The organism is Streptomyces sp. NPDC002676 (genome assembly GCF_053592455.1).
The window spans coordinates 213,561-234,543 of sequence record NZ_JBSFVT010000008.1; the positions used below are offsets into that span (position 1 = coordinate 213,561).

Annotated in this window: 17 protein-coding genes; 5 read left to right on the forward strand and 12 right to left on the reverse strand. The window is 70.7% G+C overall.

The window, feature by feature from the left end:
- Nucleotides 1-8: 8 nt before the first annotated feature.
- From ACWD3E_RS23810 to ACWD3E_RS23835, 6 genes are all read right to left on the reverse strand, one after another.
- The gene (locus ACWD3E_RS23810; protein ID WP_451389568.1) at nucleotides 9-4,322 is read right to left on the reverse strand and encodes a golvesin C-terminal-like domain-containing protein; all 4,314 of its coding nucleotides are present in this window, start codon (nucleotides 4,320-4,322) and stop codon (nucleotides 9-11) included.
- 423 nt (nucleotides 4,323-4,745) lie between these two features.
- Entirely contained in the window at nucleotides 4,746-5,216 is a 471-nt protein-coding gene (locus tag ACWD3E_RS23815; protein ID WP_451389569.1) for a hypothetical protein, read from the reverse strand.
- Nucleotides 5,217-5,427: 211 nt separating this feature from the next.
- Complete coding sequence (locus tag ACWD3E_RS23820; protein ID WP_451389570.1) at nucleotides 5,428-5,961, reverse strand: RICIN domain-containing protein; 534 nt, start codon at nucleotides 5,959-5,961, stop codon at nucleotides 5,428-5,430.
- Nucleotides 5,962-6,021: 60 nt separating this feature from the next.
- Entirely contained in the window at nucleotides 6,022-6,996 is a 975-nt protein-coding gene (locus tag ACWD3E_RS23825; RefSeq protein ID WP_451389571.1) for an AraC-like ligand-binding domain-containing protein, read from the reverse strand.
- Nucleotides 6,997-7,137: 141 nt separating this feature from the next.
- The gene (locus ACWD3E_RS23830; RefSeq protein WP_451389572.1) at nucleotides 7,138-8,322 is read right to left on the reverse strand and encodes a glutathionylspermidine synthase family protein; all 1,185 of its coding nucleotides are present in this window, start codon (nucleotides 8,320-8,322) and stop codon (nucleotides 7,138-7,140) included.
- A gap of 13 nt (nucleotides 8,323-8,335) precedes the next feature.
- Nucleotides 8,336-8,710, reverse strand: a complete 375-nt coding sequence (locus ACWD3E_RS23835) for a hypothetical protein (protein WP_451389573.1) — start codon at nucleotides 8,708-8,710, stop codon at nucleotides 8,336-8,338.
- Between the two features lie 118 nt (nucleotides 8,711-8,828).
- Between ACWD3E_RS23835 and ACWD3E_RS23840 the strand changes: the two genes are divergently transcribed.
- A complete protein-coding gene (locus ACWD3E_RS23840) occupies nucleotides 8,829-9,686 on the forward strand; it encodes a DMT family transporter (RefSeq protein ID WP_451389681.1) in 858 nt (285 codons plus the stop codon).
- Between the two features lie 85 nt (nucleotides 9,687-9,771).
- Here the strand turns inward: ACWD3E_RS23840 and pdxR are convergent, their stop codons facing one another.
- Nucleotides 9,772-11,169: a MocR-like pyridoxine biosynthesis transcription factor PdxR gene (gene pdxR / locus ACWD3E_RS23845; RefSeq protein WP_451389574.1), complete on the reverse strand. Its 1,398-nt coding sequence runs from the start codon at nucleotides 11,167-11,169 to the stop codon at nucleotides 9,772-9,774.
- Nucleotides 11,170-11,216: 47 nt separating this feature from the next.
- Here pdxR and ACWD3E_RS23850 point away from each other — a divergent pair, with 47 nt between their 5' ends.
- The 3 genes from ACWD3E_RS23850 to ACWD3E_RS23860 are packed head-to-tail and all read left to right on the forward strand — an operon-like array spanning nucleotide 11,217 to nucleotide 12,873.
- A complete protein-coding gene (locus ACWD3E_RS23850) occupies nucleotides 11,217-11,714 on the forward strand; it encodes a carboxymuconolactone decarboxylase family protein (RefSeq protein WP_451389575.1) in 498 nt (165 codons plus the stop codon).
- The gene (locus ACWD3E_RS23855) at nucleotides 11,711-12,154 is read left to right on the forward strand and encodes a carboxymuconolactone decarboxylase family protein (RefSeq protein WP_451389576.1); all 444 of its coding nucleotides are present in this window, start codon (nucleotides 11,711-11,713) and stop codon (nucleotides 12,152-12,154) included. Before ACWD3E_RS23850 ends, ACWD3E_RS23855 begins: the two co-directional genes overlap by 4 nt.
- Nucleotides 12,151-12,873, forward strand: coding sequence for an isocitrate lyase/PEP mutase family protein (locus ACWD3E_RS23860; RefSeq protein WP_451389577.1), 723 nt, complete (start codon nucleotides 12,151-12,153; stop codon nucleotides 12,871-12,873). Before ACWD3E_RS23855 ends, ACWD3E_RS23860 begins: the two co-directional genes overlap by 4 nt.
- A 23-nt stretch (nucleotides 12,874-12,896) precedes the next feature.
- On the opposite strand, the gene ACWD3E_RS23865 is transcribed toward ACWD3E_RS23860, so the two are convergent.
- The 5 genes from ACWD3E_RS23865 to ACWD3E_RS23885 are packed head-to-tail and all read right to left on the reverse strand — an operon-like array spanning nucleotide 12,897 to nucleotide 20,036.
- A complete protein-coding gene (locus ACWD3E_RS23865; RefSeq protein WP_451389578.1) occupies nucleotides 12,897-13,859 on the reverse strand; it encodes an ABC transporter substrate-binding protein in 963 nt (320 codons plus the stop codon).
- Nucleotide 13,860: 1 nt separating this feature from the next.
- Nucleotides 13,861-15,804: an ABC transporter permease gene (locus ACWD3E_RS23870; protein ID WP_451389579.1), complete on the reverse strand. Its 1,944-nt coding sequence runs from the start codon at nucleotides 15,802-15,804 to the stop codon at nucleotides 13,861-13,863.
- Nucleotides 15,804-16,913 carry a quaternary amine ABC transporter ATP-binding protein gene (locus tag ACWD3E_RS23875; protein WP_451389580.1) on the reverse strand — a complete coding sequence of 370 codons (1,110 nt, stop codon included), beginning with the start codon at nucleotides 16,911-16,913 and terminating at the stop codon, nucleotides 15,804-15,806. The genes ACWD3E_RS23870 and ACWD3E_RS23875 overlap by 1 nt, the downstream gene beginning before the upstream one ends.
- Nucleotides 16,910-18,460: a GMC family oxidoreductase gene (locus tag ACWD3E_RS23880; RefSeq protein ID WP_451389682.1), complete on the reverse strand. Its 1,551-nt coding sequence runs from the start codon at nucleotides 18,458-18,460 to the stop codon at nucleotides 16,910-16,912. The genes ACWD3E_RS23875 and ACWD3E_RS23880 overlap by 4 nt, the downstream gene beginning before the upstream one ends.
- 55 nt (nucleotides 18,461-18,515) lie before the next feature.
- Nucleotides 18,516-20,036 carry an aldehyde dehydrogenase family protein gene (locus ACWD3E_RS23885; RefSeq protein WP_451389581.1) on the reverse strand — a complete coding sequence of 507 codons (1,521 nt, stop codon included), beginning with the start codon at nucleotides 20,034-20,036 and terminating at the stop codon, nucleotides 18,516-18,518.
- Nucleotides 20,037-20,224: 188 nt separating this feature from the next.
- On the opposite strand from ACWD3E_RS23885, the gene ACWD3E_RS23890 reads away from it, so the two are divergent.
- Nucleotides 20,225-20,983, forward strand: coding sequence for a hypothetical protein (locus tag ACWD3E_RS23890; RefSeq protein WP_451389582.1), 759 nt, complete (start codon nucleotides 20,225-20,227; stop codon nucleotides 20,981-20,983).

The following is a 20,983-nucleotide window of genomic DNA, read 5'->3' on the forward strand; positions in this document are numbered from 1 at the left end:
CCGGGACATCAGCTGGAAGCGTGGCTCCCGTCATCGCAGAACATCGGGATGGTGGGGACGCCTCCGGGGAATCCGGAAGGCACGGCCTTCAGGCTCCAGGGGTTTCCTCCGTTGCCCTTGATCTCGGTGCCGCAGGATCCGTAGCCGGTGTGGTGGTCGTCGCCGAGCGGCATGTTGGAGAACGACTTGAAGTCGCCGCGCTGCACGGGACCATTGGTCGGCTGCCCGGTCTCGTCGACCATGTGACCGTCGAGGTAGAGGTACAGGTTGGGCATGTAGCTCTGGTACACGAGCCCCGTGGTCGGGTCGTCGTCGATGTTCGCCGCGGCCGTGGACTTGACGCTTCCGCCCGCACAGAAAGCCATGCTGACGTTCTGCCAGATCGGGGGCGCCATGTTGAACAGCGAACCCTGGGGGTTGCCGCCGCCGTCGAGCGCGGGCGCGCGGAAGAACAGGCTGTAGATGTCGCCCGCCGTGTCCGCGACCTCGACCGGGATCTTCCGCTGGTCGGCGAGGCTCTTGAGCTTGTTCACCCAGGCGCTCATGTTGGCGTCGGTGTTGGGCGCTTCGTCGAGTGGGCGGTAGCCGATGCTGCCGCCGCTGACGAACTTGGTCGTCACGCACTTGCCGGTGGAGTCGATCGTGGTCGGCTGCTGGCCCGAACGGTAGGCCTGCCCGGGCGTGATACCGGTCTCCAGCGGATTGGCCACGTGGATGGTCCGACCGGTGACGTTGCCGTCCTTGGCGTCGAAGGAGAGGTCGGGCAGGGTGACGCCCAGCGAGCCGTAGTCCTTGACCGTCGCCTGGATGAAGTTGCGGGCGAACGGGGCGATCTCGGTATCGCCGGTGCGGCCCGAGTCCGCCATCTCCTCGGTCCCCGGGATGATCTTGCCGTCCGGGCCGACGATGTACGAGGTGTCGATGTGCGTGCGGATCTTGTACGAGCGGTTCTCGTCGAAGGTGTGCTCGTCGATCGTCGCCGGAGGCGCAGGAATCGCGAATCCCAGCCAGTCGGCCTCGGAGGGGTGAGCGTTCGGGTCGGTTCCGGCCGCCTCTACGTCGGCCTGCCAGGACTTGACTGCGGCGGAGACGTTGTCGCCGAGACAGAGGTCGTTGTACGCCCCGCTGTTGCAGACCTGGAAGTTCGACAGGCCGACCAGCCGTCCGCTGTTGTCGAAGGTCGTTCCGCCGGCCGTACGTGAGCGCGCCCAGTCGTAGATGGTCCGACGCGTCCGCATCGGGGTCTTCATCAGCCAGGGAGTGTTGGTGTCCAGGTCCTGGTTGCTCTCGAAGATGGCCGCCGCGTCGAAGGTGTGGTGCTCGTACGTCCCGTCCACCGGGACGAACGCGAGCGCGTCGTACGCCACGTCCAGGTCGCCGGAAGTGGAGTCACTGGTGACGTTGGACAGGGAGACCTTGGCGTTGGCACCCAGCTGGAAGTAGCCGACCGTCACCCAGGCGTTGTTGGCCTTGGACTGGTCGACGATCCGCTCGCGGGTCCTGCCGTCCTTGGTCGTGATCTCGTAGCGGGCGCTCTTGGTGGTGTGGGAGGGGTACGGGACGAACGCCTGCACCTTGTAGACGTGATCGGCCAGGTTGGGCTTCCACGTGCCGTTGGTGGTCAGGTAGTTGTCCCAGTTGTTGGGCTGACGCGCGTGGGAGAACCAGTAGTGGCCACCGAAGCCGCCGCCGATCTGGTGCAGGTCCTCCTTGGCCTCGTACTTGCCCTCGTCGTCCGTGCGGAACTCCCAGGAGAAGGTGCCGTTGTTGGACCAGCCGCGGGATGTGCAGCGGTTCTGCGGCGCGTCGTCGGGCAGGTCGTCGACGAGCACCGTGCCGCTGGGCAGGGCAGACGTGTCACAGGGGCCGAGCGTGGGATGGGCGTCACCGGGCTCGCCGCGCACCGTCTTGTAGGTGAGGTACTCGTTGCCGCACTCGTTGACGAGCCCATTGGGGGTCGTCGGCTGGCTGCCGCAGTTCTTCCACGTGACGTCGTGGTGGAACCAGTGCTGGTTGTAGCAGGCGACAGTGTGGCAGACCGGCGGGTTGATCGGGTCGCACCCGTTGGTGGTGTCGCAGAACGTCGACGGCGGCGGCTTGATGGCGTCGGTGCGCTCCGAGGCGTTGGACCACCAGGCCGGGGAGAAGCCGTGCGTGTTGCCCTTGTTCATGGTGCCGTTGTCGTCGTAGGAGCGGCCGGTGTCGATGGGGAAGGCGCCCCACCCCATCACCTTCTCCTCGTACGCCCAGTTCTGCGGCTTCGCGGCGTCCGCGTAGTGGTTGTTGTCCAGGAACGCGCCGCGGTCCATCGGGTACTTGGGGTTGGAGGGGTTGTTGGCCCAGCCCAGTCCCCAGGCCGACGGGTCGTCCGGGTTGCTGCCCGGCACGTTGAAGCCCGCGTTGTAGTTCCAGACGGCGGCGAACCAGTTCTCCGGACGCGTCGGGTCGTCGTTGTTCAGCTTGATCTGCGTACCGGCGGTGTGCAGCTCGTTCCACTTGTCCTGCAGGATGCGCACCGAGTAGGCGATGCCGGTGGCGTAGTCCATGGCGACGGCCCGCTGCTGGTCCGGCGACAGGAGCACTTCCCCTTCCTTGGGGTGCCCGGCGATGCGCATGCCGTCGGTGGCCTGGCCGATGCCGTAACCGCAGTCGGCCTTGTCCCAGTTGATCTTCCATATGCGCTTCGGGTCGTAGCCCGTCGTGCCGGCGTAGATGTTGGTGCCGTAGAAGTTGCCGACCAGCGGGTTGCCGTATTCGCCCGGCATGGCGTGCGAGCTGGCCTGCCAGAGGTTGGACTCCTGGGTCAGGATCCCCAGCATGACCTGTGCGGGGATCCGGCCGCCGGTGACCAGGGTGCGCGGCGGAAACATGCCCTGCGGCGACCAGGCCGGCAGCCCCGAGTTGCGCCAGTTCGCCGGCCTGTTGACGTTTCCGGACGTCAGCAGGCCCCGGATGGCCATGTCGGCGGCCCACTCCACCTGGTTGGGGGTGGGCTGGTAGACCTGCGTGTTCACGTCGTTGCGCGGCACCGAGCAGTAGCGGTCGCCGTCCACCGGGTCGCTGCCCGGGTCGCCCGAGGCCGCGGCCTTGGCGCCGGGCGCCGAGAGCACCTTCTTCACGCTGCTGCGGCCGCCGGCGATGAACGGCAGCAGCGGCGAGGGCTTCGCACCGGCGTCGGCCTGGGCCGGAGTCTGCTGGGTGGCCACGGTGAAGGCCAGCGGCTTGTTGGTGCCGGTGGCCGTCGCCTTGATCTCGACGGCCTCGGCCACCGGGGCGGCCCGCCGCAGCGGCGCGGCGACCTTGTCCGCGAGGTGCTGGGGAACGGCCTGGACGATGGCCAGTTGGCCGTTGGTCGACAGCTCCGCCTGGGCGGGTGCCTCGGTGATACGGCGCACCGTCGAGGGCAGGTCGCTCGCCGCTGTGGACTTGCCGGTCAGGAAGACCTTGCCGGCCGCGCCCTGGACCAAGCCGACCTGTCCGAGTTTGCCGACGGCCAGGGTCTTGACCGTACGGCCGCGCAGATGCTCGACGCCGACCTTGCCGCCCTTGGCGGGCTCCAGGAAGGCGACGTTGCCGTCGGCGTCCGGGTGCAGTCGCATCGCGGTGCCGTGCGTGGTGGCCACCACCTCCGCTTTGCCCGCCCGGTTCACCTTGATGAGGTGCGGCCCGGCCGCGGCTAAGACGTCCTTGCCGACCGGGACCGCGGAGGTCGCCTGGCCGTCGACCGTCCCCGTGGAGACGATCTTTCCGGTGGCGGCGTCGACGGTCTGGAACTGGGTCTGCTCACTGTGGCTGTCGGCGCTCGCCTGCGTGACGACGGCGGTCTCACCTGCACCGCAACCGGGGTCGAAGTAGGCCAGGCTGGCGTTCAGCGGCAGCTTGGTCACCTTGCCCGAGTGCAGGTCCACGACCGCGGTGAAGGCACCCCGGTCGAAGAGGTCGCTGCGGTTGGTGAACGCCCGCGGTGCGTAGACCACCACGGCCCGCTTGCCCGAGCCGGTCACACAGGCGTTGCCGATCCACTGATCGGTCTCCAGGCCCGGCTCCGACAGCGTCGCCACGGTGCGCCAGGTGTAGCCCGCGCTGGCGTCGGCGACCAGCACGTGGAACCCGGTCGCGTCCCCGGCCGTCGTCCACGCGCGGTCGGTCGACTTCTTCCAGTCCTTGCCGAGGGCGTCGCCGCGCTGCTCGGGCGCCACCGTATTGGGTGCGGCCGCACCGGGCGCCAGGGGCTGGGCCTCGGCGGCATTCGACTGCCCGGCCCAGGCCATGCTGCCCGGCAACAACCCGGCGACCATGGCCAGGCCTGCCGACGCGAGCACGGGCCCTCGTGCTCTGCGGGCGGTTCTGCGAGGTCTCAAGGGAGATCTCCCGTTTCGTATGTCGTAGGTTCACGCATCACGGCGAAGCGTGAGGGTGGGGCATGACGTCACGACGCCGTGCGGACTTGAGGGTCGTGACGACTTGAGGGGGGAACGGCGTGTTGCCGCGACGGTCGCAAGCCAACCAGTGGGCATCCGCCGCACGTTGGCGGTCTTCACGGACTGCCTGCCGTCAACTGAGCTGCTGCGGTCGCGTGGTGTGGTGATACCGGTCCGATGCCAGGTCGGCGGAAGGAAGCGAAAGCAGGAAAGGGCATGACAGCGAAGCGCGCGACAGCAGGCTGCCGCGCGCTTCGCGCGTCGCCGCCCAGCTCGTCGAGCAGCCCCGGGACACCGGCGACACTCGCCCGGACCGCTCCTTGTCTAGATCCAGCCCGTGCACTCCTCGCGGCCCGCGCCTCGCAGACACACGCGGGCCGTGCGGGCCGCCGGGTCGTAGAACATGCCGGTGTGCCTGATGACCGTGTTGCCGTCCATGCCCTCGTACGTGATCTGGTCCGCGCGTGACTCCCCGAGGCTTTCGCACATGCTGTGGTCCAGCCGGCAGCGCTGGACGAACACGGTGTAGTCGTACGGGTTGCTGCCGCTGGGATAGCTGACCTTGCCCCAGGCGTAGAAGTCCCCGTCGGTCGTGCCGGTCCACAGCTCGACGCCGAACCCGCTCCCGTGATCCCGGCCGTCCCGGTGGGTGGGGCCGCTCTCCCAGCTCTGGATGTCGGGGTTGTGTCCGTCACAACCGAAACCGGCGCAGGAGGTGACGGTGGCCGAAGCGGAGCCGGGCGCAGCCATCAGCGTGGTGAAGGCGGCAAGAACGGACGCGAGGATGAGTCCCATGCGGGACAGAAAGCTGTTTCCCTTCAGCGTGAAACGCACTAGCGTTCCTTTCAGTTGCGGCCTTACGGCCGAAGGTGGAATGCCTCGGGTCGGCGGGCGGCGGGAGCAGGGCACACCGCCCCCGAGCGGTGCAGGGGTGTCGGCCGGGTCGGCGACCGAGAGGAGGTATCGGGCCGGGTGACGCCGGGTGGGCGGACGGCCGGGGGCAGGTTCAGCCCCCCGTGTACCACTCCTGGTTGCCGGCGGCCTCGCTGCGGCTCTTGGGCCACCACTGGACGGCATCGGTGTCGTTGGCCGTACTGAATCCCGGCATGTCCAGCGCCATGCCGCTGTTGACGTTGCGGACGGACACGCCGGCCTGACCGACCTCCTCGACCCACTGCTGGTTGGCTCCGCCGGTGCACTGCCACACACGCACCGGAGCCCCCGCGTCCTTGCGCCAGTCGGCGACTTCGAGGCACTTGCCGCTCTCGGCGTTCCGGTACGTCCATGCCAGGCGGCCGTCGGCCGTCTGCGTCGCGTCCACGAGCCAGGTCTGGTTGGAGCCGCCGTTGCAGTCCCACTGCTGAGCCGGGGCGCCGTCGTAGTCATGGTTCATCGGGATCTCGAGGCACTTGTTGCTCGCCACGTTGACGATCCGGTGGGCGTTCGCACCCCCGGCGTTCGCCGGAGATGCAGTGATCACTCCGAGGACGGCCACCGCAGCCGTCGCCATGGCCACCTGAACGCTTGTCTTCCTCACCACGGTCTTCTCCCCCTGTGCTGGTGGTCGATCAGTCGCCACCGAGCCTAGGAAGGAAGATCGTCACCGTAGTTTGCGCTCAGCGCAGAGTTCCTTGATCTTCAGTGCACGGAACTCGGAGGGGCTGAGTCCGTACGCCTCGCGGAAGGTACGGCTGAACACCGCCGGCCTGCTGAAGCCCCAGCGGGCCGCGATGGCCTGTATCGGTGCGCGCAGGTCGGGGCGGGCCAGATCGGCGCGACACTGTTCGAGGCGACGTCGGCGGATCCTGGCGTGGACACTTTCACTCGTGCCGTGGAAGAGGTTGTGGAGTGCGCGTACCGACATGTTGTGGTGGGCCGCGATGACGGAGGGAGTCAGTTCCGGGTCGCCGAGGCGGTGCTCGATGAACGAGTGGATCTGCCGCAGCAGCGCCTGTGCGCGGACTTCGGCGGGCAGGTCTTCCCCGGCATCGAGGTGCTGGGCCAGGCAGGCCACCGCAAGCTCGGCCGTGATGGTGCCGAGGCGGTTCAGCTCCGCCGCCGTGCATTGGTCGCCGTTGTCCACGAGGACCTTCATGAAGGAGGCCAGCATCGCCGCCATACCGCGACCGCCGGGTATGCGGCGGGCCAGAAGGCGTTCGAGCTGACGGGTGCGCAGCGGGAGGGCCGACCGGGGCAGTTGCAGGACGACCAGCTCGCCCAAGTCGCCTTGGGACTGGGCAACGGAGGGCCGGGAAGTGTCCCACATCACGAGATCCCCGGTGACGGCGCTGCAGTCGTTGCCATGCTGGGACAGCAGCATGGAGCTCTTGGTCACCAGGGCCAACTGGTACTGTTCCGGATCACTGCGCCTGATCAGTGCGGGTGTACGCCGCGAGCGCAGAGGTGAGTAAGCGAGCCTCGACATACGAAGGCCACCCAGGCCCAGAACGGCGGCCTCGGCCTGGAAGCCGGCCGGGCACTCGCTGCTGATCGCGGTGGGCACCACCTCACGCGACACCATGTCCGCGAACCAGTCGAAGCGCTCCGCCGCGGGCACCCCGCTCGACGACACCACTGACCACACCTGCTGCCCCCTAGTTTTGATCTTCTACAGGACAGGATGTGATGGCTGCTTCGGGGGTTCGTGGCTCGTAGAAGGTTCCGTCGCGGAGAGTTGGAGCGGCCCTGTCCCGAGTGCCGAGGCCAAAGGCAGGCCTTAGAGGATCACATGGGGCAGGAAGCGGGCGTACTCGTCGGTGATCAGGCCCGAGGACTCGCGGATGCCGAGGCCGGCCGGCTCGTCCTGGACGACCCAGGCGCCGAGTACGACATGGTTGCCGTCGAAGGCGGGCAGCGGGGCCAACTGCTGGTAGCAGCACGGTTCTTCGCGTACGACGGGCTCGGCACCCGGTAGGTGCACAGTGACGCCCGCGCCCTCGCGGCCGAGCAGCGGCTTGGCCACGTAGCCCTCGGTGGCCGCGAGTTCGCGGGGGCCGTCCAGGTAAGCGGGCAGGAGGTTGGGGTGGCCCGGGTACAGCTCCCACAGGATCGCGAGCAGGGCCTTGTTGCTCAGGAGCATCTTCCAGGCCGGTTCGATCCACAGGGTGCTGCCGGTGCCGCCGCCGTTGTCGAGGGTGTCGAGGACGTGCCCGGCGAAGGCGTCGGTGGTGAGCCACTCCCAGGGGTACAGCTTGAAGATGCTGCGGATGAACCGGAGCCGGTTGTCCACGAAGCGGCTGGAGAGGGTGTCCCAGCCGATCTCCTCCATGGAGAGCCAGTCGGTCTCCATGCCGGCCTGTTCGGCGGTCTCCTTCAGATAGGCGACCGTCATGAGGTCCTCGCCGAGTTCGTCGGCCGAGGAGTGCGCGAAGTGCAGCGGGCTGCCGGGCGGGAGCAGCCCGGCCTGCTTGCGCCAGGCTTCGACGAGGCGTTCGTGCAGGGAGTTCCACTGGTCGGCGCCCGGGAAGCGGTCCTCCATCCAGAACCACTGCGGGGAGGCCGCCTCCACCAGCGAGGTGGGCGTGTCGGCGTTGTACTCCAGCAGCTTCGCCGGGCCGGTGCCGTCGTAGCGGAGGTCGAAACGGCCGTAGACGGAAGGGAGTTCGGCGCGGCGGTGCCAGGCCTCGGTGACGGCCGCGGCGAGGCGCGGGTCGGTGATGCCGAGGTCGGCGAGGCGGTCGTTCGCCACGATGTACCCGGCCGCGGCCAGGCACATGCGGTGCAGTTCCCCGACGGTCTCCTCCAGCACCTCGACCTCGTCAAGGGAGAAGACGTAGTAGGCGCTCTCGTCCCAGTACGGGCGCAGGGAGCCGTCGGGGTGCCGGGTGAGCGGGTAGACGAGCCCCTGTTCCTCGACGGTCTGCTGCCAGCCGGGGCGGGGGGTGGTGGTACGGCGTTCCATGGGGCGGGACCTGTCAGCCGCCGGAGCTGTGGTGACCGCCGCCGAAGCCGCCGCGGTGGACTCCGCTGCGGTGACGGTCGCCCGAGCCGCCCGAGCCCCCGTGGGGCTTGACGAAGGAACCGCCGTCGACCCAGCCGTGCTTCTTCTTGCCGCCGTAGTACCAGGCCGTGTTGACCTTGACCTTGAGGAGCTTGCCGGACGGGATGGAGTTGCCGGTCTTGCAGTACTTGTCGGCGACGACCTTGTAGCCCTTGGCCAGGTTGTAGCTGTCGCGGTCGACGCAGCGCTTGTCCGGCTCGGAGGAGCAGGCGGTGAGGGCGGCGGCCAGCAAGCCCATGCCGCCGAGGACGACCGTGGTGGAGCGGAGTCGCCTGCGGGTGTTCGCCACGTGTGTCTCCCCCGTCGGGTGTGCGGTGTTCGGCGGCCAGCCTAAGGATCGGTGTGAAGGCCCCCGCGGGCGGCCCCGTGATCCCTCCTTCCCCTAGAGTCCCTTTGTGTTGTTTGGAATGGTGTGCGCCCTCGGCGCGGCGGTCTGCTTCGGTACGGCGACGGTTTTGCAGGCGGTGGCCGCCCGGGCGGCGACCACGGACGGGGATGCCGGCGGGGACGCGGCGCTGCTCCTGCGCGCCCTGCGGCAGTGGCGGTACATCGCCGGGCTGGCGCTGGACGGGCTCGGTTTCCTGTTGCAGATCGCGGCGCTGCGGTCCGTGCCGATCTACGCGGTGGGCGCGGCCCTGGCGGCGAGCCTCGCGGTCACGGCGGTCGTGGCGGCGCGGCTGCTGCGGGTCCGGCTGAGCGGGCTGGAGTGGGCCGCGGTGGGGGTGGTGTGCGCGGGGCTGGCGATGCTGGGCCTGGCCTCGGGGACGGAGGGCGACCGGCGCGCACCCGACTGGCTGGCGTACGCGATGGTCGCGGCGGCGGTGGGCGTGCTGCTGCTCGGCGGGGTGGGCGGGCAGCTGTCCGGGCGGACGCGGGCGCTGCTGCTCGGGCTCGGCGCGGGCTTCGGCTTCGGGGTGGTGGAGGTGGCGGTACGCCTGATCGACTCCCTGCGGCCGGCCGACCTGTTCGCCAACCCGGCGACGTACGCCCTGCTGATCGGCGGGGGCGCCGCGTTCCTGCTGCTGACCTCGGCCCTGCAGCGCGGCTCGGTGACGACCGCGACCGCGGGCATGGTGATCGGCGAGACGATCGGCCCGGCGGCGGTGGGCGTCATCTGGCTCGGCGACCGTACGAGAGAGGGCCTGACGTGGCTGGCGACGCTGGGGTTCGCGGTGGCGGTGGCGGGGGCACTGCTGCTGGCGAGGTTCGGCGAAGCGCCGGCCTCCGGCGGTGAAGCCGCGGAAGCAGCAGGTTCGTTGGGCTGACCGCCCCTGGCGGCTGCGCCCCAGACCCCCTTCGGCCCTGCCGGGCCTCGCCCTCGAACGCCGGACGGGCTGAAGGTTCACGCAGTCACGGCAACACCCTGCACAACGCCTCCAACGCCCCGCCCCACGCGCTGTCCGTCGGCGTTCCGTACCCCACCACCAGCGCGTCCACCGGCTCGGTCACGGCCTCCGGATGGCGGTGGAAGGCCAGGCCGTGGAGGGCCAGGCCCTGCCAGGCGGCGGCCTGGATCACCGAGCGCTCCGTGCCGGGCGGCAGCCGGAGCACCGCGTGCAGTCCGGCCGAGATCCCGGTGACCCGTACCCCGGGTGCCCGGTCGGAGACCGCCGCCGCGAGGGCGTCGCGGCGGCGCCGGTAGCGCAGGCGGGAGGAGCGGACGTGGCGGTCGTACGCGCCGGACGTGATGAACTCCGCGAGCGTCAGCTGGTCCGGCGCGCCCACGGTGTCGGCGCCGCCCTTGGCCGACGTGACCTCCTCGACCAGGGACGGCGGCAGCACCATCCAGCCCAGCCGGAGGCCGGGCGCGAGGGACTTGCTGGCGGTGCCGAGGTAGGCGACGTGGTCGGGGTCCAGCCCTTGCAGCGCGCCGACGGGCTGGCGGTCGTAGCGGAACTCGCCGTCGTAGTCGTCCTCCAGGACCAGCCCGCCGGTCCGCCGCGCCCAGTCCACGAGCGCGGCCCGCCGATCGGGGCGCAGGGCCGTGCCCATCGGGAACTGGTGGGCGGGGGTCAGCAGCACCGCCCCGGCCTCGTCCGTCAACTTCGTCGTATCCGTGCCGCGTTCGTCGTACGGCAGCGGGGGCGTCGACAGGCCGGCCGCGCGCAGCAGGGCCCAGTGGACGTCGAGCCCGTACGACTCCACCGCCACCGTCCGCACCCCGCGCGCCCGCAGCACCGTGCCGAGGAGGCGCAGGGCGTGCGCGAAGCCCGCGGTGATCACCATGGTCTCGGGGTCGGCGCGGACGCCGCGTGCGCGGGCGAGGTAGCCGGCGAGGGCCGTGCGCAGCTCGGTCCGGCCGCGCGGGTCGCCGTAGCCGAGGGCGTCGTACGGGGCGGCGGTCAGGGCGCGGCGGGCGGCCTTGAGCCACTCGGCGCGCGGGAAGGACGCGAGGTCGGGGGTGCCGGGGATGAGGCTGAGGGCCGGGAGGCCGGGCTCGGGGCGCCGGGGTGCCCTGCCGGTGCCCGGCGGCGCGGCCACGGCCCGGTCGGAGACCCGGGTGCCGGAGCCCTGCCGGGCGGTGAGCCAGCCCTCGGCGACCAGGTCGGCGTAGGCCTCGGCGACGGTGTTGCGGGCGATGCCGAGGTCGGTGGCGAGGGAGCGGGAGGAGGGCAGCCGGGTGCCGGGGGCGAGGCGGCCGGTGCGCACCGCGTCCCGCAGGGCGTCGGTCAGGCCCCGGCGCAGCCCGCCGGAGCGGGCCGGTTCCAGGTGCAGGTCGACGCCCAGAGTGGCCCAAGTTCTTGACATGGAAATGGACCATACTCCTGGGCTGCCTGCCCCCTAGGGTCGACGGCATGAGCACAGAGGAAGCCGTCGAGTACGCCCCCGAGCACACCCCCCGCCTGCACTGGTACCGGCACGCCCCCGAGGTCTACAAGGCGATGGCCCGGCTGAGCGAGGCGGCCGAGCAGGGCCTGGACCCCTCACTGGTGGAGCTCGTCCGGCTGCGCGCCTCGGCGATCAACAAGTGCGCGTTCTGCCTGGACATGCACACCAAGGACGCGCTGGCGGCCGGTGAGAGTGTCCAGCGGATCGTGCAGCTGAACGCGTGGGAGGAGTCGAAGCACTTCTACACGGAGAAGGAGCTGGCCGCGCTTGAGCTGACCGAGGCGGTCACCGACCTCACCGACGGGTTCGTCCCGGACGAGGTCTACGAGCGGGCCGCCCGGCACTTCGAGGAGGCCGAGCTCGCCCAGCTCATCGCGACCATCGCGGTGATCAACGCGTGGAACCGCTTCGGCGTGTCGACCCGCGCGGTGCCGGGCCACTACAAGCCGGGGCAGTACAAGTGAGCCGTACACAGCTGCTGGACAAGGAAGTCGCACAGGCGATGTCCGCGCTCAGCGCGGCGGCGAAGAAGGGGCTCGGCGATCCGGTCCTCGCCGAGCTGGTCATGATCCGCGCCTCGCAGATCAACCACTGCGCCTTCTGCCTCGACATGCACCTCCAGGTCGCCCGGAAGAACGGCGAGTCGGAGGACCGCATCCAGCTCCTCAACGCCTGGGAGGAGACCGAGGACCTCTACAGCGAGCGGGAGCGGGCCGCACTGGCCCTGACCGAGGCGGTCACCGTGCTGACGGACGGCTTCGTGCCGGACGCGGTGTACGAGCGGGCCGCCGAGCAGTTCACCGAGGCCGAACTCGCCCATCTGATCGGCCTGATCACCGTCATCAACGGCTGGAACCGCCTGATGGTCAGCCGCCGAGTCCCGCCAGGGGGTTACCAGCCGTGAGCAAGGCCGAGGTTTTCCGCGCACTGCACCTGGGCCGCGCCCAGGGCGACCCGCTCGTCCTGCCCGGACCGTGGGACGCGGCCAGCGCCCGGGTGTTCGCCGAGGCCGGGTTCCCGGCGCTGGCCACGCCCAGCGCGGGAGTCGCCGCCAGCCTCGGGTACGCGGACGGGTCGACCCCGGCGGACGAGATGTTCGCGGCGGTGGCCCGGATCACGCGGGCGGTGGACGTGCCGGTGTCGGCGGACATCGAGGGCGGGTACGGGCTCGCGCCCAAGGAGCTGGTGGAGCGGCTGCTGGAGGCGGGCGCGGTCGGGTGCAACCTGGAGGACTCGGTCGGCGAGTCCCTCAAGGACCCGCGCGAGCACGCCGAGTTCCTCGCCGAGGTCCGCTCGGCCGCCGCCGGGCGGCTGTTCCTCAACGCCCGGGTGGACACCTTCGTCCACGGGGACGGCAACATCGAACAGGCCATCGAGCGGGCCGCGTTGTACGTGGCGGCGGGCGCCGACTGCGTGTACCCGATTCTCGCCCCGGTGGACGCACTGCCGCTGCTGCGGGCCGGGATCCAGGGCCCGCTGAACATGGTGACCCGCGTGGGCGGCGAGGGCCCCTCGCCCGCCGAACTCGGCGCGCTCGGGGCCACTCGCATCACCTTCGGGCCGGGACTCCAGTGGGCGGCCACCGCCGCGCTGCGGGAGATCGCCGACCGGCTCGTGAAATAAGGGCGTTCAGAACAGCTGGTGTTCTAGGACAGCCACTGCTTCCACACGGAAGGGTGGCTGTCCACCCACTTCTTCGCCGCCTCCTGCGGGCTCAGCTTCTGGTCCGCGATCATCAGCGAGACCTCGTTCTGGTCCTCCGTCGTCCACTTGAACTTCTTCAGGAAGGCCGCCGCCTTGCCGCCGGACTTGGCGAAGCCGGCGTTGAGGTACTTCTGCAGCGGGGTGTGCGGGTAGGCGCAGGTGATCTTGGCCGGGTCCGCGTCGCAGCCCTCCTTGTACGGCGGCAGCTGCACCTCCGTCAGGGGGACCTTCTTGAACAGCCACTGGGGCGCGTACCAGTACGTCAGGAAGGGCTTCTTCTCCTTGGCGAACTGCTTCATCTGGGTGATCTGGGCCGCCTCGGAACCGGCGAAGACGACCTGGTAGTTCAGCTTCAGGTTGTTCACCAGGGCCTTGTCGTTGGTGACGTAGGACGGGGAGCCGTCCATCAGCTGGCCCTTGCCGCCGCTCTCCGCGGTGTGGAAGAGGGAGGCGTACTTGTTGAGGTTCTTCCAGTTCGTGATGTCCGGGTGCTGCTTGGCCAGGTAGGTCGGCACGAACCAGCCGATGTGGCCGGTGACGCCGAGGTCGCCGCCCGGCGTGATCGTCTTCTTGTCCTCGACGTACCGCTTCTCCTGGTCCGGGTGGCCCCAGTCCTCCATGATGGCGTCGACGCGGCCCTGGCTGAGCGCGTCCCAGGCGGGCACCTCGTCCACCTGGACGGTGTCGACGCGGTAGCCCAGCTTGTGCTCCAGCAGGTACTGGGCGACGGCCACGTTGGACTGGGCGCCGACCCAGGACTGCACGGACAGGGTCACGGACTTCGCGCCCTGGGCGTTGGCGAACGGGCTGGCCTGCTTGGTCATGTCGGCGGCGCCGCAGCCGGTGAGCAGGGCGAGCGAGCCCGCCACGGCGGTCGCGGTCAGGACGGTCGTACGAATGCGCATGTCAGGCTCCCTTCTTCGCGCGTCGTTCGGTGGGCTGGGTCACCCGGTCGAGCATCAGGCCCAGGCAGACGATGGCGGCACCGGCGACGAGGCCGGTCGCCAGGTCGCCCTGGGCGAGGCCGAAGGCGACGTTGTAGCCGAGGGCACCGCCGCCGACCAGGCCGCCGATGATGACGACGGCGAGAACCAGGACCACGCCCTGGTTGGCGGCGAGCAGCAACGAACGCCGGGCGAGCGGGAGCTGGACCTGCCACAGCTGCTGGCGGCCGGTCGCGCCGAGCGAGCGCGCGGACTCCAGGGCGGCCGGGTCGACCTGGCGCAGGCCCTGCGCGGTGATCCGGACGACGGCCGGGAGGGCGTAGACGACGGCCGCGGCGACGGCGGGCGCGCGGCCCACGCCGAACAGGGCGACGACCGGGATCAGGTACACGAACTGCGGCATCGTCTGGAAGACGTCCAGGACGGGGCGCAGGGCGCGGTCGACGCGGTCGCTGCGGGCGGCGGCGATGCCGGTCGCGAAGCCGAGGACGAGGGTGACGGCCACGGCGGCGAGCACCTGCGAGAGCGTGTCGAGGGACGGCTCCCACACTCCGAGCACGCCGATCGCGGCCATGGCGAGGACGGCGGTCAGGGCGGTGCGCCAGGTGCCGATCACCCAGGCCAGCGCGGCCACGACGAGCAGCACCGCCCACCAGGGCAGCCACTGCAGTCCGGAGCGGACGGGGTCGAGGACCCAGGTGGTGAAGTGGGCCGCCCAGTCGGCCGTACCGCCGACGACGGGGACGCCGGAGTACAGGTGGGCGGTCATCCAGTCGACGGCGCGGTTGACCGGCTCGGCGATGTCCAGCGTCCAGGACCCGGGCCAGTTCAGGCGGCCGAGCAGGCGCGCGGCCACGGCGAGCGCCACGGTGGCGGCGAGGGCGTACGGCCGGCCGGTCGTCCGGCGGTCGCTCGCATCGGCGCCGTTTCCGGCGGCTGCGGTGACGCGGTCCAGGACGACCGCGAGCAGCACGATCGGGATACCGGCCGCGAGGGCCGCGCCGACGTCGACGGAGGCGAGGGCCTGGTAGACGCGGTCGCCGAGGCCGCCGGCGCCGATGACGGAGGCGATGACGGCCATGGACAGCGCCATCATGATCGTCTGGTTGAGGCCGAGCAGGAGTTCCTTGCGGGCCAGCGGGATGCGGGCGGTCAGCAGCCGCTGGCGGGCGGTGGCGCCCAGCGACTCCACGGCCTCCAGGACTTCGGGGTCGGCGCCGCGCAGGCCGAGCGCCGTGAGGCGGGCCATCGGCGGGGCGGCGTAGACGACGGTGGCGAGGACGGCCGCGGGGACGCCGATGCCGAAGACCAGGACGACGGGGAGGAGGTACGCGAACGCCGGGAGCACCTGCATGGTGTCCAGGACCGGGCGCAGGGCGCGGTCCAGGCGGTCGGAGAGGCCGGCGGCGAGACCGAGCAGCACGCCGACGACGACGGACGCGAGGACCGCGACCACCATCAGCGCGAGGGTCTGCATGGTCGGCACCCACATGCCGAGCGCTCCACAGGCCAGGAAGGCGACGGCCGTGCCGGCGGCCAGGCGTACACCGGCGACGCGCCAGGCGACGAGGGCACCGAAGGCGGTGACGCCGAGCCAGCCCGCGGCGAGCAGGGTGAGGTAGACGGCGCGCACGGAGAGCACGACCGCATTGCTGATGTAGCCGAAGAAGTACAGGAACAGGGGGTGGCTGTCCCGGTTGTCGATGACCCAGTCGCTGGCACTGGCGAGCGGCTTGGACAGGTCGACGGTCAGCGCGTGCGGCCAGGCGCCGCTGCCCCAGTGCGCGTCGACGGCGGGCACGAGCACGGCGGCGAAGAGCGCGAGCAGCAGGAGCTTGCCGAGCGCGCGGTTACGGAGCAGGCCGGGGCGCAGGGTGCGGGCGGTGGCGATGGTGAGTGTGGCCATCAGACGGCCTCCGGACTGGTGCGGGGGGCGGGCGGCGTCGCTACGGCGGTGACGCCGGCGACCACGCCGAGCAGGCGCTCGTGGTCCACCGTCCCGAGGCAGCGGCCGTCCTGGACGACGCACGCCGGCTTGCCCTCGCGGGCGACCGTCTTGATCGCGTCGGCGACGACCGCGTCGGGGGCGAGGGCGCCCGGGTGGTCCGGGCCGCCGCAGTCCCCCGGCTTCATCGCCGTACCTACGGTGACGACCTGCTCGCGCGGGACGTCCCGGACGAACTCGCGGACGTAGTCGTCGGCCGGGGTGGAGACGATCTCCTCCGGGGTGCCGAGCTGGACCACGCGGCCGTCGCGCATCAGGGCGATGCGGTCGCCGAGCTTGAGGGCCTCGGAGAGGTCGTGGGTGATGAAGACCATCGTGCGGCCCTCCTCGCGGTGCAGGCGGACCACCTCCTCCTGCATGTCCCGCCGGATGAGCGGGTCGAGCGCGCTGAACGGCTCGTCGAACAGCAGGACTTCGGGGTCGGCGGCAAGGGCGCGGGCGAGGCCCACACGCTGGCGCTGGCCGCCGGAGAGCTGGGCGGGCCGGCGCTTCTCCATGCCTTCCAGGCCGACCTTGGCGACGACCTCGGCGGCCCGCCCCCGCCGCTCGGCCTTGCCCACGCCCTGGATCTCCAGGCCGTAGGCCACGTTGTCGAGGACCGTGCGGTGCGGGAGCAGGCCGAAGTGCTGGAAGACCATGGCGGCGCGGTGGCGGCGCAGTTCGCGCAGCCGGGCCTTGTCCATGGCGCGCACGTCCTCGCCGTCGATGGCGATCGAGCCGGCGGTGGGCTCGATCAGCCGGGTCAGGCAGCGTACGAGGGTGGACTTGCCGGAGCCGGACAGGCCCATGACGACGAAGACCTCGCCCTTGCGCACGTCGAAGGAGACGTCCTGGACGGCCGCTGTGCAGCCGGTGCGGGCGCGCAGGTCGGCGGGGCTGAGCCCGCTGAGTTCCGGGTCGGCGGGGATGCGGCCGGCCTTCGGGCCGAAGACCTTCCACAGGCCGTCGACGGAGAAGACAGGCGCGCTGTCGGTGGTGGGGGGCTTGCGTGTGGGCACGGTGAGAGTCATCGGGCGTCACCTCCGATCAGGTCGACGGCCTTCTCCCCGACCATGAGCACCCCGATCATCGGGTTGACCGCGGTCATGGTCGGGAAGACGGAGGCGTCGGCGATGCGAATACCGTCGAGTCCGCGGATCTTCAGATCCGGGTCGACTACGGCCAGTTCGTCGTCGGCGGCGCCCATCTTGCAGGTGCCGGCCGGGTGGTAGACGGTGTGCGCGACCTTGCGGGCGTAATCGCTCAGCTCGGCCTCGTCCTGGATCTCCGGGCCGGGGCACACCTCGCGCTTGAGCCAGCTCGCGAGCGGCTCGGACTTGGCGATCTCGCGGGCGATGCGGATGCCGTCGACCAGGGTCTGGCCGTCGTAGTCGTCCTCGTCGGTGAAGTAGCGGAAGTCCAGGGCGGGCTTCACGGACGGGTCGGCGCTGGTCAGGTAGAGCCGGCCGCGGCTCTTCGGCTTGGGGATGTTCGGGGTCATGGAGACGCCGAACTCCGGCCGCTCGTAACCCAGTCGCTCCGGGTTGTCCGTGAACGGGATCTGGTAGAAGTGGAACATCAGGTCCGGGCCCGCGTGTTCGGGATCGCGGCGTACGAACAGGCCCGCGTCGGAGTCCATCGCGGAGTTCTCCGGGATCGGTCCGTGGGTCTCCCAGACGATGACCGACTCGGGGTGGTCGAGCAGGTTCTCGCCGACGCCGGGCAGGTCGTGCACGACCGGGATGCCGAGCGCTTCGAGGTCCCTGCGCGGCCCGATGCCGGAGTGCATGAGCAAGCGCGGCGAGTCGACGGCGCCGGCGCACAGGACGACCTCGCCCCGGGCGCGGATCAGCAGTTCCTCGCCGTCCTTGGTGCGCACGTGCACGCCCTCGGCGCGGGTGCCGGCCAGCTCCAGCTTGTAGGCCCAGGTCTCCAGGAAGATGTGCAGGTTGGGGCGCTCGTCCATGACCGGGTGCAGGTACGCCACCGAGGCGGAGGACCGCTTGTTGTTCTCCGGGTGGTAGGCGAGGTCGAAGAAGCCGACGCCCTCGGTGAACGGCTTCTTGTTGAAGCCCTCGACGCGCGGGACCCCGAGGGCCGACTGGGCGGCGTCCACGAAGTCGCGGGCGATGGAGTTCCGGTCCTTCTCGTCGACGGAGACGATGTTGTTCTTCAGGCGGGCGAAGTACGCCTCCATGGGCACCGCGCCCCAGCCCTTGGCGCCCGCGGCCTCCCACTCGTCCCAGTCGGACGGCAGCGGCTTGAAGGAGATGAGGGTGTTGTGGGAGGAGCAGCCGCCGAGCACGCGGGCGCGGCTGTGCCGGATGTGCGAGTTGCCGCGGGGCTGCTCGGTGGTCGGGTAGTCGTAGTCGAGTTCGCCGCCGAGCAGGCCCATCCAGCGGCGCAGGGTGAGGACGTCGTCGCGGCCGACGTCGCTGGGGCCGCCCTCGATGACGGCGACGGTGACGTCCGGGTTCTCGGTGAGGCGGGCGGCGATGACGGAACCGGCGGTGCCGCCGCCGATGACGACGTAGTCGTACTCGTGGGGGGTGTGGGGGGTCTTCGGGGTGTGGGACATGGTGGTGCTCACTCCGGAAGCGTGGAGGGGTCGTACTCGAAGGGGAGGCGGGGCGTCAGCCGGCGAACCAGCGGACCGGCTTCGGCGCGAGGTTCTGGTAGACGTGCTTGGTCTCGCGGTACTCGGCGAGCCCCGCGGGCCCCAGTTCGCGGCCGGTGCCGCTCTTGCCGAAGCCGCCCCACTCCGCCTGCGGCAGGTAGGGGTGGAAGTCGTTGATCCAGACGGTGCCGTGGCGCAGCCGGGCCGCGACGCGCCGGGCGCGGCCGGGGTCGGCGGTCCAGACGGCGCCCGCGAGGCCGTACTCGGTGTCGTTGGCGAGGAACACCGCCTCTTCCTCGGTGCGGAAGGTCTCGACGGTGAGGACCGGGCCGAAGACCTCCTCGCGCACGACCCGCATGTCGCGGTGGCAGTGGTCGAGGACGGTCGGCTCGTAGAAGTAGCCGGATTCCGGGCGGACTTCGCTCGGCTCGGGGCGCTTGCCGCCGCTGCGCAGTACGGCGCCCTCCGCCAGCGCGGAGGAGACGTACGCCTCGACCTTCGCGCGCTGCTGCTCGGAGACGAGCGGTCCGCACTCGACGCCGTCGGCGGTGCCGCGGCCGAGCCTGATCTGCTGGGCCCGGCGGGCGAGTTCGGCGACGAAGCGGTCCCGGATCGACTCCTCGACGATCAGCCGGCCGCCGGCCGAGCAGACCTGGCCGCTGTGGATGAAGGCGGCGTTGAGGGCCTGGTCGACGGCGGTGTCGAAGTCCTCCGCGGTGGCGCAGGCGTCGGCGAAGACCACGTTGGGGTTCTTGCCGCCGAGTTCGAGCGCGACCTTCTTGACGGTGGGGGCGGCGGCCTGGGCGACCTTGGTGCCGCTGACCAGGCCGCCGGTGAAGGAGACCAGGTCGACGTCGGGGTGCTCGGCGAGCCGGGCGCCGACGGAGTGGCCGGGACCGGTGACGAGGTTGGCGACACCGGCGGGCAGCCCGGCCTCGGCGAGCAGGTCCATCAGCGCGATGGTCGTCATCGGGGTGATCTCGCTGGGCTTGACCACGAAGGTGTTGCCCGCGGCGAGCGCCGGGGCGATCTTCCAACTGGCCTGGAGCAGCGGATAGTTCCAGGGCGTGATGAGCGCGCACACGCCCACGGGCTCGTGCACGACCACGCTGTGGATGTCGGGCGAGCCCGCGTCGACGACCCGGCCGGGGGCCTCGGCGGCGACCAGGTCGGCGAAGTAGCGGAAGGCGTCGGCGACGCAGTCGATGTCGATGCGGCCCTCCTCGGCCGTCTTGCCCGCGTCCCGGCTCTCCAGCAGGCCGAGCTCCTCGCGGTCGCGCACGAGGAGGTCGGCGACGCGGCGCAGCAGGGCGGCGCGCTCGGCGACGGGGGTGCGCGGCCAGGGGCCGCGGTCGAAGGCCTGCCGGGCGGCGGCGATCGCGCGCTCCGCGTCCTTCTCGTCACCCTCCGCGACCACGGCGAAGGGCCGGGCGTCCGCGGGGTCCAGGATCTCGCGCGTGGCGCCGGAGCTCGCGGCCAGCCACTCACCTCCCGCGTGGATGGTCGCCTCGGCCTGTCGTTCGGTTCTTTCCGCCATGATCGGTGTTGCCTTCCGTTCCTGTTCGGTACCCCTGCGTCACATGGATGCCACACTCGGGGACCGTCACCGCCTGCCCCGGGCCATGCATGGCATGCGCAATCGGTGGTCGAAAGTGCGCCTCGTCACTGAAAATGCGGGCGAAAAGGTACAAAAGTAGGCTGGAAAAGGGTGTTGGGAGGTATGTGATGCCCAGAAGATCACTGACCTGTGCGGCGACGACCATCACGGCGGCTCTTCTGCTCACCCCGGCCGTTTCCGTCGCCGCCGGAGCGGCCGGCAGTGGCCCGAGCGCCCGTGACCTGGAGAAGGAGGCCCGCGCCAACCTCGTCAGGGCGAACTCCGTCCATCTGCTGCTCAGGGACAACAGCGCGAACGTGCGCGGCAACCGGACCGAACCGACCGTCGTGGACCTGACACTGAACCGGCAGGGCAACTGCGTGGGCAAGGTCACCATGAGCGGGGGCGGCGGCAGTGTGGAGCTGATCAAGCAGGGCGACCAGGTCTGGATGAAGCCCGACACGGCGTTCTACAAGGCGCAGCTGCCGGGCGGCCAGGGCGGTGCGGTCGCCAACCTGTTCAGGAACCGCTACCTCCACGGCTCCACGCACGACCCGCTGCTCAGGAACATGGCCGACAGCTGCGACCTGACCAACTTCCAGAAGGAGGTCGCCGGTCACCGCCTCGGATCGCCGGCGAAGGGCTCGCAGACCACCGTGAACGGCACGAAGGCCACTCCGGTGAGCGGTACCTCGGAGGGCAAGCAGGTGGTCATGTACGTCAGTTCGGCCACCCCGCACCGGCTGGTCGAGGCCACGCGGAAGGGCGGCGGCACGAACCAGACGCTGTCGGTCGACAAGTACAACGCGCCGGTCCCCTCCGCCACCCCCTCCGCGCGCGAGTCCGTGGACATCTCGAAGCTGGAGCAGCAGCTGCGGAACTCCTGA

What these genes read in the sequence shown, in the direction of transcription:
- ACWD3E_RS23830 (WP_451389572.1), bottom strand. Translation starts at nt 8,322, where the DNA reads ATGGAACGCCGTACCACCACCCCCCGCCCCGGCTGGCAGCAGACCGTC.
- ACWD3E_RS23870 (WP_451389579.1), bottom strand. Translation starts at nt 15,804, where the DNA reads ATGGCCACACTCACCATCGCCACCGCCCGCACCCTGCGCCCCGGCCTG.
- ACWD3E_RS23815 (WP_451389569.1), bottom strand. Translation starts at nt 5,216, where the DNA reads ATGGGACTCATCCTCGCGTCCGTTCTTGCCGCCTTCACCACGCTGATG.
- ACWD3E_RS23850 (WP_451389575.1), top strand. Translation starts at nt 11,217, where the DNA reads ATGAGCACAGAGGAAGCCGTCGAGTACGCCCCCGAGCACACCCCCCGC.
- ACWD3E_RS23840 (WP_451389681.1), top strand. Translation starts at nt 8,829, where the DNA reads ATGGTGTGCGCCCTCGGCGCGGCGGTCTGCTTCGGTACGGCGACGGTT.
- pdxR (WP_451389574.1), bottom strand. Translation starts at nt 11,169, where the DNA reads ATGTCAAGAACTTGGGCCACTCTGGGCGTCGACCTGCACCTGGAACCG.
- ACWD3E_RS23875 (WP_451389580.1), bottom strand. Translation starts at nt 16,913, where the DNA reads ATGACTCTCACCGTGCCCACACGCAAGCCCCCCACCACCGACAGCGCG.
- ACWD3E_RS23890 (WP_451389582.1), top strand. Translation starts at nt 20,225, where the DNA reads ATGCCCAGAAGATCACTGACCTGTGCGGCGACGACCATCACGGCGGCT.
- ACWD3E_RS23880 (WP_451389682.1), bottom strand. Translation starts at nt 18,460, where the DNA reads ATGTCCCACACCCCGAAGACCCCCCACACCCCCCACGAGTACGACTAC.
- ACWD3E_RS23885 (WP_451389581.1), bottom strand. Translation starts at nt 20,036, where the DNA reads ATGGCGGAAAGAACCGAACGACAGGCCGAGGCGACCATCCACGCGGGA.
- ACWD3E_RS23865 (WP_451389578.1), bottom strand. Translation starts at nt 13,859, where the DNA reads ATGCGCATTCGTACGACCGTCCTGACCGCGACCGCCGTGGCGGGCTCG.